Annotated in this window: 18 protein-coding genes and 1 riboswitch; of the genes, 14 read left to right on the top strand and 4 right to left on the bottom strand. The window is 48.4% G+C overall.

Translation table 11 applies throughout. From position 1 onward, the window contains the following. Positions 1–12: 12 nt before the first annotated feature. The gene (locus tag NST20_RS08365) at positions 13–729 is read left to right on the top strand and encodes a peptidoglycan DD-metalloendopeptidase family protein (RefSeq protein ID WP_342399278.1); all 717 of its coding nucleotides are present in this window, start codon (positions 13–15) and stop codon (positions 727–729) included. Positions 730–799: 70 nt separating this feature from the next. Continuing rightward, positions 800–935: riboswitch (FMN riboswitch) on the top strand. A 147-nt stretch (positions 936–1,082) separates the two neighbouring features. Then, positions 1,083–1,661, top strand: coding sequence for an ECF transporter S component (locus NST20_RS08360; RefSeq protein WP_328194303.1), 579 nt, complete (start codon positions 1,083–1,085; stop codon positions 1,659–1,661). 31 nt (positions 1,662–1,692) lie between these two features. On the opposite strand, the gene NST20_RS08355 is transcribed toward NST20_RS08360, so the two are convergent. Further along, the gene (locus tag NST20_RS08355) at positions 1,693–1,941 is read right to left on the bottom strand and encodes a ferredoxin (protein WP_013859537.1); all 249 of its coding nucleotides are present in this window, start codon (positions 1,939–1,941) and stop codon (positions 1,693–1,695) included. Positions 1,942–2,207: 266 nt separating this feature from the next. Between NST20_RS08355 and NST20_RS08350 the strand changes: the two genes are divergently transcribed. From NST20_RS08350 to NST20_RS08330, 5 genes are all read left to right on the top strand, one after another. Continuing rightward, entirely contained in the window at positions 2,208–3,284 is a 1,077-nt protein-coding gene (locus NST20_RS08350; protein WP_342399277.1) for a helix-turn-helix domain-containing protein, read from the top strand. Next, positions 3,256–4,740, top strand: coding sequence for an ATP-dependent DNA helicase RecQ (locus tag NST20_RS08345; protein WP_207368214.1), 1,485 nt, complete (start codon positions 3,256–3,258; stop codon positions 4,738–4,740). The genes NST20_RS08350 and NST20_RS08345 overlap by 29 nt, the downstream gene beginning before the upstream one ends. After that, the gene (locus NST20_RS08340; protein ID WP_017553602.1) at positions 4,713–5,291 is read left to right on the top strand and encodes a CPBP family intramembrane glutamic endopeptidase; all 579 of its coding nucleotides are present in this window, start codon (positions 4,713–4,715) and stop codon (positions 5,289–5,291) included. The genes NST20_RS08345 and NST20_RS08340 overlap by 28 nt, the downstream gene beginning before the upstream one ends. Positions 5,292–5,315: 24 nt before the next feature. Continuing rightward, entirely contained in the window at positions 5,316–5,555 is a 240-nt protein-coding gene (locus tag NST20_RS08335; RefSeq protein WP_014098133.1) for a hypothetical protein, read from the top strand. 133 nt (positions 5,556–5,688) lie between these two features. Next, positions 5,689–6,135 carry a YpbF family protein gene (locus NST20_RS08330; protein WP_013859532.1) on the top strand — a complete coding sequence of 149 codons (447 nt, stop codon included), beginning with the start codon at positions 5,689–5,691 and terminating at the stop codon, positions 6,133–6,135. A gap of 63 nt (positions 6,136–6,198) precedes the next feature. Here NST20_RS08330 and NST20_RS08325 read toward each other — a convergent pair whose 3' ends face one another. The 3 genes from NST20_RS08325 to NST20_RS08315 are packed head-to-tail and all read right to left on the bottom strand — an operon-like array spanning position 6,199 to position 7,276. Continuing rightward, positions 6,199–6,768, bottom strand: coding sequence for a manganese catalase family protein (locus tag NST20_RS08325; RefSeq protein ID WP_133536043.1), 570 nt, complete (start codon positions 6,766–6,768; stop codon positions 6,199–6,201). A 23-nt stretch (positions 6,769–6,791) separates the two neighbouring features. Then, a complete protein-coding gene (locus tag NST20_RS08320) occupies positions 6,792–7,052 on the bottom strand; it encodes a spore coat protein CotJB (protein ID WP_017553600.1) in 261 nt (86 codons plus the stop codon). Beyond that, positions 7,049–7,276, bottom strand: a complete 228-nt coding sequence (locus NST20_RS08315; RefSeq protein WP_019720962.1) for a spore coat associated protein CotJA — start codon at positions 7,274–7,276, stop codon at positions 7,049–7,051. The genes NST20_RS08320 and NST20_RS08315 overlap by 4 nt, the downstream gene beginning before the upstream one ends. Before the next feature lie 176 nt (positions 7,277–7,452). On the opposite strand from NST20_RS08315, the gene NST20_RS08310 reads away from it, so the two are divergent. From NST20_RS08310 to ypeB, 7 genes are all read left to right on the top strand, one after another. Further along, entirely contained in the window at positions 7,453–8,232 is a 780-nt protein-coding gene (locus NST20_RS08310; RefSeq protein ID WP_013859530.1) for a metallophosphoesterase, read from the top strand. A gap of 59 nt (positions 8,233–8,291) precedes the next feature. After that, positions 8,292–8,837, top strand: a complete 546-nt coding sequence (locus tag NST20_RS08305) for an adaptor protein MecA (RefSeq protein ID WP_342399276.1) — start codon at positions 8,292–8,294, stop codon at positions 8,835–8,837. A 97-nt stretch (positions 8,838–8,934) separates the two neighbouring features. Next, positions 8,935–10,212 (top strand): Glu/Leu/Phe/Val dehydrogenase, encoded by a 1,278-nt coding sequence (locus NST20_RS08300; protein ID WP_035184678.1) that lies wholly within the window; start codon positions 8,935–8,937, stop codon positions 10,210–10,212. Positions 10,213–10,369: 157 nt separating this feature from the next. Next, positions 10,370–11,353 (top strand): YpdA family putative bacillithiol disulfide reductase, encoded by a 984-nt coding sequence (locus tag NST20_RS08295; RefSeq protein ID WP_061566835.1) that lies wholly within the window; start codon positions 10,370–10,372, stop codon positions 11,351–11,353. A gap of 107 nt (positions 11,354–11,460) precedes the next feature. Further along, positions 11,461–12,141, top strand: a complete 681-nt coding sequence (prsW, locus tag NST20_RS08290) for a glutamic-type intramembrane protease PrsW (protein ID WP_061566830.1) — start codon at positions 11,461–11,463, stop codon at positions 12,139–12,141. A gap of 111 nt (positions 12,142–12,252) precedes the next feature. Further along, positions 12,253–13,047, top strand: a complete 795-nt coding sequence (gene sleB, locus NST20_RS08285; RefSeq protein ID WP_014098143.1) for a spore cortex-lytic enzyme — start codon at positions 12,253–12,255, stop codon at positions 13,045–13,047. A 15-nt stretch (positions 13,048–13,062) separates the two neighbouring features. Next, positions 13,063–14,412, top strand: a complete 1,350-nt coding sequence (gene ypeB, locus NST20_RS08280) for a germination protein YpeB (protein ID WP_342399275.1) — start codon at positions 13,063–13,065, stop codon at positions 14,410–14,412. The last annotated feature ends 41 nt before the right edge of the window (positions 14,413–14,453 follow it).

The following is a 14,453-nucleotide window of genomic DNA, read 5'->3' as shown; positions in this document are numbered from 1 at the left end:
GGGGTGGATCAATTGCCGGCATACATCAAAATATGCCTTTTCGTTTCATTGGCAGCTGCATGCCTGGGGGTTGCCTGTTCGGCAAATGGCGTGTCCGCGTCCGGGCCGGATATCCATGAAGCGACAAAAGACTGGATTTTTCCGGCGGCAGGGACGATCTCCGACACATTTAACACAAGATACGGCACACATAAAGGGCTTGATATTGCCGGAAGATACCGCGCAAAAATATTCAGCGCCCAAGAAGGTACCGTTACCCGTTCCTATTTGTCCGCATCCTACGGCCATGTTGTTTTTATCCGCCATCCGTCCGGTTATGAAACGGTTTACGCCCATCTTGCCGGAAGGGCAGTCAGAGCGGGGCAGCATGTTGAAAAAGGAAAGGTGGTCGGCTATATGGGTTCGACCGGCCATTCAACTGGTATCCATCTTCATTTTGAAGTGCATAACGGGCCATGGACGCCGGATAAGAAAAACGCCATTGACCCGTTTTTGATCTTCGGACCAGGCGCGCCGGGCCAGACGGTTTCCGCCAATGCCCATGATCCTTACGGGGTTTTTGATGCTTCCGCCGTTCCTCAGCCTGGATCTTACACTGTGAAAAAAGGCGACACGCTCTGGAACATTGCCCTCCATTTTCATACGAGCGTGGGCAGGCTGAAAAGCTGGAACAAATTGCGGTCGGACCGGATTATGGCCGGCCAGGTGCTGAAAATAATAAATGAATGAAAGTGGTGCGGAATGCTTCACAAAATGGCAGCCGGCATGTATAATAAGCTTGTAATCAAAATTTCATACGATTTATCTTCGGGGCTGGGTGAGATTCCCGACCGGCGGTGATAAGGCAGTTGCCTTTCAGTCCGCGAGCCGGATTTCCGGCAGGATTTGGTGAAATTCCAAAACCGACAGTATAGTCTGGATGGGAGAAGATAAAGGTTGCCAGTGTTTAATGACGCGTTAAACGCTTATTTGGACTCGCCTATTACAAAGCCCCCGGCATTTTGTCAGGGGCTTTTCATTTTGGTCCGCGGCACCTTTCTTCCTTTGATGATAAATCGGTCACAAGGAGAGAGGAAGTTTAAATGAAGAAATGGGATGTAAAGCAATTCGTTGCGGTCGCGTTGCTCAGTGCTCTGGCTTTTATGCTGATGTTTATTAAATTTCCGGTTCCGCCTTTTCCATCGTTTTTAACAGTGGATTTCAGCGACATTCCGGTATTGGTGGCAGCCCTTCTTTACGGGCCAATGGCTTCTGTTGTAGCGGAACTGGTCAAAAATATCCTGAATTATTTATCGCTCGGCAGTGAAGCAGGGGTACCGATCGGAAATGTGGCAAACTTTTTTGCAGGGATGCTGTTCGTCCTGCCGACATATCTCATTTACAAACGGATGCGGACAAAAAAGGGCATGACTGTAGGTCTAGTCACTGGCACGGTATCCATGTCGGTATGTATGAGCATTTTAAATTATTTCGTCATTTTACCGGCTTACCTGTACTTCATGAACTTTTCGGTCGGGAATGTAAAAGCGTATATTGTGGCGGGCGTGCTGCCTTTTAATCTTGTGAAAGGCCTCATCGTGACGGTTTTGTTTATGCTCATGTTTACAAAAATGAAAAATTGGATTGACAAAGCATCCGCCATTGGGGGAAAAAGAATATGAAAAAAAGCAGGCTCAAACGGCCTGCTTTTTTTCATTCGTATTTTAACGGATCGCCATCAAAAGGCTTGTCGGAAACTTTAATCGATTCTGTCGGGCATCCTTCAAAGGCATCCATCAGGTCATCTTCCAATATTTCCGGGACTTCCGCAATGCCTTTATTATCATCCAAAATGACGAAAGAGAGCCCTTCATCATCATAGTCGAAAATATCAGGAGCGCTGGCGGAACAAGCGCCGCAAGCGATGCATGTATCTTTGTCTACGATTGTAAACTTTGCCATTTTGATTCCTCCTCGCTGTTCAATCACGGCAGAAAAGAAAAACGGGCAGCCTCGTAATGCGCAAGGAGGCATGCCGATGTTTCTCCTTCATTTTAAAACTCTTTTTTTCTTATTTCAATAGCGGGCTCCGCGGGGTTCGTGAAACCTGTCGAATCAATGAAAAAAATGGTAAACAAATCGCCGGTTTCCATGTTAAAATAGAACCAACCCCCGATTTTTCCTTGCACTTTCCCCTTTTTTCAGCAAAAGAACAGGAGAGGATTCAGATGCCTTTTTTACAGGCTGTATTGCTGGATTGCTTCAGCAACCTGAATGGAGAACGCACCCCTTATGCTGTTTTTCATCTATTAAACGGCAAAAAATCAGCACAGACGATCCAGGATTCCCATTTTTTCAAGATTGGCAGGCTCTTTCAAACGTTTCCATTTATTTCTCGTGAGGCTTTCACACGCGAAGTAGAAGCCCTTTTAAAGGCCGGGTTGCTGCAAAAAAGCGGCCCGGATGCCTGCGTGGTCACAGAAAAAGGTGCTGCCCTGCTTTTGGCAACCGGCAGGATGGAAGAACGGTTTCCTTACCTGGACGGCTTGAAATACCAGGATTCGGCAAATCTGTTTTGGAAAAGACTGAATCTCATCACCCAGGCCGTATCCAACTTAGTGTATGGAAATAAAGTATATTATCCGGTTCAAAGGGACCCGGCTCTGCAGGCTTGGGCAAAAAACTGGCTGAAACAGCATACAAAAAGCAGGATTGCGTTAGCGGAGCATCTGTACCGTGAATTTTACAGCCTGTTTTCCGGCAGCCCGCCGGAAAAGCCTGAAATTTTTGTCCTCCGGTTGACGGGTGCGGGCCGGATCGGATATACAATCACGCAGGCTGCCTCCGCCCTGCACCTTGATCCTGTGGAGTACTGGTATCGATATTTGCATTTGCTTCATTTTATGGTCCGGCGCATCCTGGGAGATCCTGAAACATTCTGGTATTTATACCAAATGCTTCATGATGTGCAAAAGGCCCTGCCGCTGACCCGGTCTGCCTTGGTGACATTCGGCTTCTTGAAGCAAGGGAAAACGATTGCGGAAATCAGCACGCTGAGAGGGTTAAAGCAAAGCACAATTGAAGACCATCTGATTGAAATCGCGTTAACGGTCCCGGATTTTCCGCTGAACCGGTATGTGCCAAAGGATGAAGAACAAAAGATCATCCGGGCAGCCGCTGATTTAAATACGAAGAAATTAAAACCGATTAAAGAAAAAGTAGGGGATGTCCCGTATTTCCATATTCGCCTTGTACTGGCAGAAAGGATGGGCCGCAGTGGATCTTTTAAGCTTTTTGAAAAGTAAATTCGGCTTCAGCGCATTCCGGGCGGGGCAGGAAGAAGTCATCCGTTCACTGCTGGACGGCAAAGATACACTGGCGATGCTTGCGACCGGTACCGGAAAATCTTTATGCTACCAGTTGCCTGCCTATTTGCTGGACGGATCCTGCGTCATCGTTTCCCCGCTTTTATCGCTCATGCAGGACCAGACAGAGCAGATGAAAATGCGCGGCGAAAAAAGTGTGGTGGCGTTAAATTCATTTTTAACCGGTCCGGAGCGGGAAGCCGCCCTTGCACATCTGGGTGCTTTCAAATTTATCTTTGTTTCGCCGGAGATGCTGCACAACCGCCATGTCCTCGGAAAATTAAAACAAATCCGGACTGCGCTCTTTGCAGTCGATGAAGCGCATTGTATTTCCCAATGGGGCCATGATTTCAGGCCGGAATACTTAAACCTTGGCGAAATCCGGAAACAATTGGGCACACCGCTTACCCTTGCCCTGACCGCCACAGCAACAGAACAGGTGAGGGACGATATTTGCAAGTATCTCGGCTTAAAGGACCCAAACCGGTTTATTTATTCTGTCAACAGGCCCAATATCGCCATTAAAATAGACCGGATTCCTTCATACCGCGAAAAAGAGGAAAAACTAGTTGCCTATGCGAAAAACTTGCAGAAGCCCGGCATCATCTATTTTTCAAGCAAAAAGGCGGCTGAGGAAATGGCGGCACGGTTAAGGCAGGAGGGGATTGCCGAAGCAGCCGCCTATCACAGCGGCATTGACCAGGAGCAAAGAATTTTGATCCAGCAGCAGTTTATTTACGGACAGATCGGGATCATTTGTGCGACAAGCGCGTTTGGCATGGGGGTGGACAAAGCAGATATCCGCTTTGTCATCCATTTTCACCTGCCGTTGCAGATGGAAGCCTATCTGCAGGAAATCGGCAGAGCCGGGCGGGACGGGCTCCCGAGCATTGCCGTCCTTTTGTATACGGAAGGGGATGAACGGCTCCCGCTTCAGCTGATCGAGGCTGAGCTTCCGACTGATGCACAATTGGCCGCTTTCAGTAGATGGAAAGGAGATTTGAAGGAAGCCGGGGCGCTGCTCGGATGCACGGAACCGCAACTCCGGTTTCTAGCGCACCACAGAGCGCTTAACCTGCCGGAAGAAGCATGGATCCGGGAGGTTGCAGCCATCCGGGACGAGCGGATGGCGTACAAGCGAAGGAAGTTAAAGGAAATGGTGCAGATGGTCCGGTCTTCGTCATGCCGCCGCTCGGAAATTTTACGGTATTTCGGTGAACCGCCCGCTGCAGGCAATGAAGCGTGCTGTGACATTTGCGGCCTTGAAACAGCCTTATATGAAAGCAATCAAAAAAGCGGGGGCACCCTGGAAACCGTTCCTGCATGGGAATTGCTTTTGCAGGATCTATTCAGAAAAGGGGAACAGAAATGGCGCGAAGAAAACAGGCGGATTTGATCAAGGAACTCACAGACCGGGAACTTACTTTTCACTTAATTTTGACGCAGCTGATTCTCCTGTTTGCTGCCGCTTTGCTCGGATTTCTGTTATTTCCGGATGGCGAAGCATTTTTTCAGCACTTTCACTTGTCATTTGCGAAATGTACATATGGTTTATTAAACGGAGCCGCTGTCGTTGCGGCGGATACTTTGCTCATGAAATGGCTCCCGAAAGCGTATTATGATGACGGGGGCGTGAATGAGCGGATTTTTAAATCCCGTTCAATTTCGGACATTATTGCTTTAACTGCGCTGATCGCGGTGGCGGAAGAGCTCTTGTTCCGGGGCGTCATCCAGACGCATTTTGGATTGCCGGCAGCAAGCCTTATTTTTGCACTCATGCATATCCGGTATTTTGGCCACTGGTATTTGATTGCGAATGTGCTGCTTTTAAGTTTTTGGATTGGTGCCGTTTATGCGCTTTCTCATGAAAATCTTCCGGCAGTCATCATCATGCATTTTACAATCGATTGTTTACTGGGTATCCGCATCAAAAAACAGAGGATTTAGTCCGGATGTGGGGAAGGGGAAGCCATGTCAGACGAAAAATATATCATTGAAATGGAAAAACGGCGGCAAAAGCTTGAACCGGCCGGCAAAGCAAAGGAAAAAACGGAGAAACAAACGGCAGCGGCCGTTTCGCGGGCGGAAAAGCGGAAAAGTACCGAAAAGGAATCCCGTTCCAGGTTGCCGCTTGTGAACCTGTTGGCTGTCATTTTTATTTTAGTGCCGATTGCCGTTTACATCTGTTATACTTTTTTGTTTTTCAGATAGACGCCCATGCCGCGATAAATGGCGCCGCAAGAAGGGAAAAATCTGCAGGCGCAAATTTTCAGGACAGGGCAAGCTGCCTGCTTGTCATGGATCAGCCTCCTGCAGCATATAGTAGAGTGAGGGAGGGATCAATATGGAGCCGTCCATCACCGGGCTAAAAGGGACAGATGCGGCGACAAAGCAGATGTTACAGGGTGTCGTCAAACGCAAAAAAAAATTTGACCGGCTTCGGATGCGGCATCTTGTTTTTCTTTGGACAAGCATGCTCTACACATGCGCATGGGCTTACTATGTTTACCGTTCTTTTGAAAATGCCGATTCCATGTTCTCCGTTTTCTCCGGCATTTCAGAAAGCCCGTTTCAGCTGTTTTTCTTGCTCTTGGCCGCCGCGTTTTGGGGCATGAGTAAAATCTTGTTTGACAAGCGGGAAAAGGCTGAAAAAGAATTCCATGCGCTCCGCTGTGAAATTATTGATAAAAGCAAGGATTTATGGAAAGGGGAAAGCTGGAAGGACCGCCACCTTGTATTCGAAATGATGCAAAAAGAGTTTGATATTAATTTATACCACGAGAACAAGTAGCCATTCACAGAACAGGTACGGAGACTAAAAGCCGCCGAAAAAAAGAAGATGCCCCGGCATCTTCTAAAAAACTTTTTTCCTGCCTCTTTCTTCCATTAAAATTTGCGCGGCTTCGCGGAACCGCTGCGAGTGGATAATCTCCCGCTCCCTTAAAAAGCGGAGCCCGTCATTTAGGTCGGGGTCGTCACTTAAATTGATGATCCATTGATACGTAGCCCGCGCTTTTTCTTCGGCGGCAATGTCTTCATAGATGTCGGCAATCGGGTCCCCTTTTGCCTGGATATAGGTGGCTGTCCATGGGGCCCCTGCGGCATTATGGTAATGCAGTGCCTTATCATGGTCCACATAATGCGCGTCAAGGCCGGCAGCAATCAATTGGTCCGGCGTGGCATCTTTTGTTAATTTTAAGACCATCGTCGCAATCATCTCAAGATGGGCCAGTTCTTCCGTACCGATATCATTTAAAAGCCCCATCACTTTATCCGGGATGGTGTAGCGCTGGTTCAAATACCGGAGCGCTGCCGCAAGCTCTCCGTCCGCTCCGCCGTATTGTTCGATTAAAAGTTTCGCAAGTCTCGGGTTACAGCTTGAGACCCGGACGGGATATTGCAATTTTTTCTCATAGATCCACATGAACGTTTTCCCCCTTTATTTGCTTATACCTGCCATGGCCACGGCGGCTCTTTCCACTGGAAAGGCGTTGGCGAATAGCTGTGCCCGAAGTTTGTCAGCGGCCCGAACTGTTTTTCAAATGCTCTTTTGACTTTTTTCCTGGCATGGACAAAAGTGTTATACTGTTCGATCGCTGCCTGATCATCGGGATGGGTATCCAAATAAAGGTTCAGCTCCACAATTGCAAAATCAAGGGCCTGCAGTTCTTCAAGCCTTGTGTAATACTCTTTTGGCAGCTGCTTCAATCGGTTTCCTCCTTTGCCCGTTCATAAGGGCTGTAATACGGGTCATAAAGCGGCCTCCAAAGCGTCCCGCGCCTCAACGCTTCCTGCGGCGCAAATTGAGGAAGGTTCGGGGGCTGGAACCCTAAATACAAATTTGGCGGGGTGGAATAAACTTTTTCGGTTATCGGCGGACAGGGGTCAAATGGCCCGATAAAGGGATGATACGTTTTATAATGGCTTTTCATCTCAGTCCTCCTGACATTTAAAAGTCTTTTTCATTTTATGCGCGGTTCTCTCCCGCTATGTCAAAAACAATGCCGGAATGCTTTCTATCTGGCGTGATTAAGATATAATACGAATAGGGATTGCAGAAAATTTCGTTTGTGCCGGCAAGGACCCGGCGGAACAGGAGCTCTCGTGTATGTTTGCATTTTTATGGATTGCCTCTTTGCTTGGCATAGTCTTATTGATGTATATGCGCTATGAAGCATCGTTAAACCGGCTCGTCCGGCACCGGTTTTTGCTTGATGAATATCCGGCCGGAGAGGAGCCGTGCACTTTTTTCTTTATTTCCGATATCCACCGGCGCAAAATCGATCCCGGACTGGTGGAAGAGGCAACAGGGAAAGCACGGTTTGCAGTAATCGGGGGAGATTTGCTGGAAAAGGGGGTTCCGCTTTCCAGAACAGAAGAAAATTTGCGGTTGCTGAAAAGAATTGGCCCGGTATTTTTTGTGTGGGGAAATAATGATTATGAAGCGGACGGCGAAGCGCTCGCGGCCGTTTTTGCCAGAACCGGCGTCCGCACGCTGCGCAACGCGGCGGATTTTGTATGCGTAAACGGAAAAAAACGGATTGCGCTGATCGGCGTGGATGATTTGACGACGGAAAATGAAAATCTTGATGAAGCGCTTCAATCGGTGCAACCGGACGATCTCCGGATTTTAATCAGCCATAACCCGAAAATGATCCACCAGCTTTATGAATGGGACGATATCGATGTGATGCTGAGCGGCCATACGCACGGCGGGCAGATCCGCATTCTCGGTCTCAGCCGCTACAGGCGCGGCGGGGTGAGAAAAGTGCGCAATGTTATCCATCTCATAAGCAACGGTTACGGCACGACGCTTGTTCCGCTCAGGCTTTGCGCAAAACCGGAAGCCCATTTGATTACGATCGAAAGCAACAGGCGGCCATCATGAACCATCTTTCCCCTCCCGCATACGATAAGGTAAGATCCGTATGCAGGGGGCGGAAATCAATGAAGCTGGAACGGATTTCATCCAATAAAATTAAATACTCCATTACGTTTGAAGAGTTATCGGAACGCGGTATTATGGAAAACGATCTCGACTCGCCCATTTGGAATCATTTATTTGAAGAAATGCTGGAGTTGGCGGATCAGGCTTACCATGTCGGCGAAAGCGACATGCTGACCATTGAAATCTATTCCTTTAATGTCCAGGAATTGGTGTTTATTCTGACAGTAGGGGAAGCGGACGACGCGGATCCGGGCGAATGGGCGGACCCGGAAAACTTGGAACAGGAAGAAGCCTACTTTTTTCCATCGATTGAGGAAATGGTTGCGCTTGCGGGCTTTTTAAACCAGATCGGCCGGATTTCCGCGTGCAGCCTTTATATATTCGAAGACCAGTATTATTTGCTGCAAAAACCGGAGACCCAAAATGCGTCGCTTATTCTTGAATACGGCGAGCGCGCGCAAATCTCCCCGTTTATGGTCCGGGAATACGGGATCGCGGTGTTTGAGCAAAATGCACTTGCGGAACTCCTGAAGCATTTCCCGTAACCGTCCGGCATGTTTTTTCAGGTTTTCATCTGCTGGGGAACGTTGTATACTAAATTTGATAGCAGATATTTCTTTCGTATCTAGGAGGTTTGCGATAATGGCAGCCGAAAAGGGCGCAGATCATCAAACAATGGAAGCAAGTCGAGATGTGCTGAAATCGACACAGACAATTATTCACGAAGCTCTTGAAAAGCTTGGATACCCTGAAGAAGTATACGAACTTTTAAAAGAGCCGGTCCGTATGTTAACGGTTAAAATTCCCGTCAGAATGGATGATGGTACGGTTAAGATTTTTACGGGGTACCGCGCGCAGCACAATGATGCTGTCGGACCGACCAAAGGAGGCGTCCGGTTTCATCCGGATGTGACGGAAAATGAAGTGAAAGCCTTGTCTATATGGATGACGCTAAAATGCGGCATTGTGAATCTGCCGTATGGGGGAGGAAAAGGCGGCATCATCTGCGATCCGCGGAAAATGTCTTTCCGCGAGCTCGAGAATTTGAGCCGCGGCTATGTCCGGGCGATCAGCCAGATTGTCGGTCCGACGAAAGACATTCCGGCACCGGACGTGTTTACAAATTCGCAAATAATGGCCTGGATGATGGATGAATACAGCCGGATCGACGAATTTAATTCGCCGGGCTTTATCACAGGAAAACCGCTTGTGCTTGGCGGTTCGCACGGCCGCGAATCCGCTACGGCCAAAGGGGTAACCATCTGCATTCGCGAGGCGGCCAGAAAAAAAGGGATTGATTTAAAAGGCGCCAGGGTTGTCATTCAGGGGTTCGGCAATGCCGGAAGTTTCCTTGCAAAATTTATGCATGATGCGGGCGCAAAAGTGATTGGCATATCCGACGCATACGGCGCGCTGCATGATCCGGAAGGCCTTGATATTGACTATTTGCTCGACCGCCGCGACAGTTTCGGGACGGTTACAACCCTGTTTAAAAATACGATTACGAACAAGGAATTGCTTGAACTGGATTGCGATATTCTCGTTCCGGCCGCCATTGAAAACCAAATTACAGAAGAAAACGCCCATAATATCCGGGCGAAAATTGTGGTGGAAGCAGCAAACGGCCCGACAACGCTTGAAGCAACCGAAATTTTAACCAACCGCGGCATTCTGCTCGTTCCGGATGTGCTTGCATCTGCCGGGGGCGTCACGGTTTCGTATTTTGAATGGGTACAGAATAACCAGGGGTATTACTGGACGGAGGAAGAAGTGGAAGAAAAACTTGAAAAAGTGCTTGTCCAGTCGTTTAATACGGTCTACAATACTTCCCGCTCACGCCGGGTGAACATGCGGCTTGCCGCTTATATGATCGGTGTAAGAAGAGTGGCGGAAGCTTCGCGGTTCAGAGGCTGGATTTAGAGTTTCCGAAAGCCGGCTCCAGCTGGGCAGCAAACGGGGCTTTACAGGTTCAGAAGAAGGAAAGGCTGAAATCTCCTGTCGTGTTCACGGTGGGAGATTTTTAAATAAATGGATGAAAACGAAAAGGCAGATACGAAAAAAGGATGAGTGGACAAACATGCGAAAAGAAGATTGTATCATTATTGGCGGCGGCCCTTGCGGATTGGCTGCTGCAATCAGCCTGCAGGAAATCGGGAAACATCCGCTTATACTGGAAAAAGGAAATGTCGTCAATGCGATTTACCGTTATCCGACGCACCAGACTTTTTTCAGTTCAAGCGACCGGCTTGCAATTGGCGATGTGCCGTTTATTACCGAAAATTTAAAGCCGAAACGCAACCAGGCGCTTACATACTACCGCGAAGTGGCGAAACTGAAGGCCCTTCGCATCCACCGGTTTGAAGAAGCGCTCCGTGTCGAAAAGAAACGCGGAACCTTTATCGTTACGACGACAAAAGGCCAATATGAGACGCCTTATGTGGTCATCGCAACCGGCTATTACGACAATCCGAACAGGCTGGATGTCCCGGGGGAAGATTTAAACAAAGTGTACCATTATTTTAAAGAAGCCCATCCGTTTTTTGACACCGATGTTTGCGTGATCGGCGGAAAAAACTCGGCTGTGGACGCTGCCATTGAGCTTCACAAGGCGGGTGCCCGCGTGACCGTGCTATACCGCGGCGATCATTATTCAGAAAGCATTAAACCGTGGATATTGCCGGAATTTGATTCGCTTATCCGCCACGGGAAAGTGAAAATGGAATTTCAGGCGCACGTAAAAGAAATTAAAGAACAGAGCGTTGTATACGAAGCAGGCGGAGAAGTGAAAGAGATCCGGAATGATTTTGTATTTGCGATGGTCGGTTATCATCCGGATCATACGTTTTTGCGGAAAATGGGAGTGGACGTTGATCCGGAAACAGGCCGCCCGCATTACAACGAAGAGACAATGGAAACGAATGTTGAAGGGATTTTTATTGCGGGCGTGCTTGCTGCCGGAAACAATGCCAATGAGATTTTTATTGAAAACGGGCGCTTTCATGGCGGTGTAATTGCCACAGCGATCAAAAACCGGGAGGCTCTCTTGCAAAAAGGAAATTAAAGGGTTTTTTCGGGGGGCAGTATTTCTTTTCCGGCTTTTTCATGTTACGATGAAAACAAATGACTTGGCACGGATCATTTGATTTTTGCAAAAAGCGAGGTTTCGATATGCTTGCCCTTTTGTCAGCCGGCATCGCCCCCGGACTTGCCCTGCTATGCTATTTTTATTTGCGGGACCAGTTTGAGCCAGAGCCAATACTTGTTGTTGCAAAAGCGTTTTTATACGGTGCGCTTGTCACGCTGCCAGTTATGTTTTTGCAGTTTATCCTCGAACGGGAGCATCTCTTTTCGGGCAGCATCTGGCATGCTTTCCTCCATTCCGCTTTGCCGGAGGAACTTTGCAAGTGGCTGTGTTTGGCCGCTATTGTGTTTTTTAACCGGGAATTTGATGAACCTTTTGACGGCATCGTTTACGGCGTCAGCGTCTCGCTTGGATTTGCCACGCTCGAAAATATTTTATCGCTTTTTTCGGGCGGCGTTGACCTGGCGTTCGGGCGTGCGCTTCTTCCTGTATCAAGCCATGCCATTTTCGGTGTCATGATGGGCTTTTATATGGGAAAATCCAGATTCTCCCCGCGCAAAAAGTGCTGGTTCCTTTTTTCTTTTATGGTGCCGGTGATCCTGCACGGTTTTTACGACTGGATCATGCTCACCCAGCAAAAATGGCTGTATTTTATGGTGCCGTTTATGCTCGGGCTTTGGTGGCTCGGCCTGAAAAAAGCAAAGCAGGCGCACAGCCTTTCTGCCAAACATTTTGCGCAGGATGCGGCAGGGACACAACAATTATGATAACGGGCAAAACAACCGGATCAATCGCCGGTTGTTTTTTTATGTCTTGCATAAAATTGCCGCCTTCTCCAGAAACTACGGATAATGCTTAAAGTTTTTGGGGGGTGCGGTATGATTGGAAAAAATCGCTTAAAATACATGTTGCTGCTTTGTGCCGTATTGGCCTTGTTTTCTTTTGGCACAAGCGGGACGGCCCGGGCGTTTTCGAATCAGGTGATTCAAAAAGGAGCGGTCGGGGATGATGTGATTGAACTGCAGGCGAGGCTGCAGTACATCGGTTACTATAAAGGAACGATTGACGGGGTGTTTGGTTACAGCACTTACTGGGCTTTAAGAAATTTCCAGAAGGCATACGGAATGCCTGTTGACGGCCTCGCCGGCCCGGGCGTCAAAGCGAAACTCGTCAAAGCGTCAAAATACGATGCGGCATACGTAAAGTCCATGGTTGCAAGCGGGAAAAAATTCACGTATTACGGCGGCACAAAAAAGCAGGCACCGAAAACGGCAGCCAAAAAACCCGTTCAAACCGCAACCAATGTGCCGAACGGATTTTCGCAAAACGATATCCGCCTTTTGTCGCAAGCGGTTTACGGGGAGGCGCGCGGCGAACCGTATGAAGGGCAGGTGGCCGTGGCGGCTGTGATCTTAAACCGTATTGACAGCCCGTCTTTTCCAAACACCATCTCGGGGGTGATTTTCGAACCGGGTGCGTTTACCTGTGTTTCCGACGGGCAGATCTGGCTTGCGCCGAATGATACGGCAAAAAAAGCTGTCCTCGATGCGATCAACGGCTGGGATCCGTCCGGTAATGCGCTGTATTATTTTAATCCGGCGACCGCAACAAGCAAGTGGATCTGGTCAAGGCCGCAAATCAAACGAATCGGCAAACATATTTTTTGTAAATAAGAGGGGGAAATGAATATGCTGAAACGGGCAATGATTGTTGTGCTTGCCCTCGGGCTTTGTGGGACTGCTGCCTGGGCATATAAAGAGCACCGTGAAAAAGAGGCGGTCTTGTTAAATGCAGAAAGCACGTATCAAAGGGCATTTCATGACCTTGCATACAGAATGGACCTTTTGCATGATGAAATCGGAAACACCCTCGCCATGAACTCGCGCAAGTCCCTTTCACCGGCACTGGCTGAAGTATGGCGCCTGACATCAGAAGCGCATGCGGATGTCGGCCAGCTTCCGTTATCGCTTCTGCCTTTTCATAAAACGGAAGAATTTCTGACTGATATCGGGAATTTCAGCTACCGGACGGCGGTGCGCGATTTGGATAAAGAACCTCTATCCGATAAAGAGTATGCTTCACTGAAAAAACTGTACGGACAGAGCGCGGATATCCAGGACCAGCTCCGTGGCGTGCAAAATAACGTTTTAAAGCACAATCTCCGCTGGATGGACGTGGAACGCGCCCTTGCCCAAGGAAAAGAAACGAGGGATAACACGATCATCGATGGCTTTAAGACGGTCGAAAGGACGGTCAAAGGCTATGATAACGCTGATTTGAACAGCCCGTCATTTACGAGCTTTCAAAACCGCGATGACCATTACGAGCACTTAGAAGGAAAAATGATCAGCAAAAAACAGGCTGTCGCCACTGTGAAACAATATGCCGGACTCAAAACGGCCCGCCAGGCGGAAGCCAAGCCAAATCAAAAAGGTGCCCGTTTTTCTTTTTACACCGTCCGGTTAAAAGACAAAAACGGCCATGAAACAACCGCAGATGTTACGCGGAAAGGGGGATACCCAGTCTGGTTTTTCAATAAGCGCCCGGTGGGACGGCAAAAAATCAGTTTAAACGAGGCCCAAAAGAAAGCGGCGAATTTTTTAAACCGGCATCATTTTGAGAAAATGGACATGTTTGAAAGCACGCAATATGACAACGTCGGTGTTTTTTCTTTCGCTGCGAAACAGGGGAATGTCCGCATTTATCCGGAAACGGTCAAATTAAAAGTGGCGCTTGACAACGGCCAGGTGATCGGGTTTGTAGCGGATGATTTTCTGAAAAGCCATCAAAAAAGGGATATTCCAAAGCCCACCATCAGCGAAAAAGAAGCAAGGGCCCGTGTGAATCCGAAGCTTGACATTATGGAAAGCCGCCTTGCGATCATGACCGGCGACATGAACCGGGAAGTGCTTTGTTATGAATTTCTCGGCGTGTTGCATGATGAAACGTACCGGATTTATATCAACGCGGAAAACGGCAACGAAGAAAAAGTGGAAAAGCTGAAAAACACGGAAAGAGCATACGGCAAGTCCATATGAGCATTGCCCGGCATACAAGCCGGGCCTTTTGGCAAAAAATG

Origin of the sequence: Weizmannia sp. FSL W8-0676, assembly GCF_038593015.1 — a bacterium.
Lineage (GTDB): Bacteria > Bacillota > Bacilli > Bacillales > Bacillaceae_C > Weizmannia > Weizmannia coagulans.
Note: the sequence above shows the minus strand (reverse complement) of the source record. Positions and strands in the feature narration are given on the sequence as shown.

Excerpts from the sequence above, each read along its gene's own strand:
- NST20_RS08315 (WP_019720962.1), bottom strand. The coding sequence starts at position 7,276 with ATGAAAAGCCATTATAAAACGTATCATCCCTTTATCGGGCCATTTGAC.
- NST20_RS08300 (WP_035184678.1), top strand. The coding sequence starts at position 8,935 with ATGGCAGCCGAAAAGGGCGCAGATCATCAAACAATGGAAGCAAGTCGA.
- NST20_RS08295 (WP_061566835.1), top strand. The coding sequence starts at position 10,370 with ATGCGAAAAGAAGATTGTATCATTATTGGCGGCGGCCCTTGCGGATTG.
- ypeB (WP_342399275.1), top strand. The coding sequence starts at position 13,063 with ATGCTGAAACGGGCAATGATTGTTGTGCTTGCCCTCGGGCTTTGTGGG.
- prsW (WP_061566830.1), top strand. The coding sequence starts at position 11,461 with ATGCTTGCCCTTTTGTCAGCCGGCATCGCCCCCGGACTTGCCCTGCTA.
- NST20_RS08360 (WP_328194303.1), top strand. The coding sequence starts at position 1,083 with ATGAAGAAATGGGATGTAAAGCAATTCGTTGCGGTCGCGTTGCTCAGT.
- NST20_RS08340 (WP_017553602.1), top strand. The coding sequence starts at position 4,713 with ATGGCGCGAAGAAAACAGGCGGATTTGATCAAGGAACTCACAGACCGG.
- NST20_RS08305 (WP_342399276.1), top strand. The coding sequence starts at position 8,292 with ATGAAGCTGGAACGGATTTCATCCAATAAAATTAAATACTCCATTACG.
- NST20_RS08325 (WP_133536043.1), bottom strand. The coding sequence starts at position 6,768 with ATGTGGATCTATGAGAAAAAATTGCAATATCCCGTCCGGGTCTCAAGC.
- NST20_RS08355 (WP_013859537.1), bottom strand. The coding sequence starts at position 1,941 with ATGGCAAAGTTTACAATCGTAGACAAAGATACATGCATCGCTTGCGGC.
- NST20_RS08310 (WP_013859530.1), top strand. The coding sequence starts at position 7,453 with ATGTTTGCATTTTTATGGATTGCCTCTTTGCTTGGCATAGTCTTATTG.
- NST20_RS08330 (WP_013859532.1), top strand. The coding sequence starts at position 5,689 with ATGGAGCCGTCCATCACCGGGCTAAAAGGGACAGATGCGGCGACAAAG.
- sleB (WP_014098143.1), top strand. The coding sequence starts at position 12,253 with ATGATTGGAAAAAATCGCTTAAAATACATGTTGCTGCTTTGTGCCGTA.
- NST20_RS08335 (WP_014098133.1), top strand. The coding sequence starts at position 5,316 with ATGTCAGACGAAAAATATATCATTGAAATGGAAAAACGGCGGCAAAAG.
- NST20_RS08350 (WP_342399277.1), top strand. The coding sequence starts at position 2,208 with ATGCCTTTTTTACAGGCTGTATTGCTGGATTGCTTCAGCAACCTGAAT.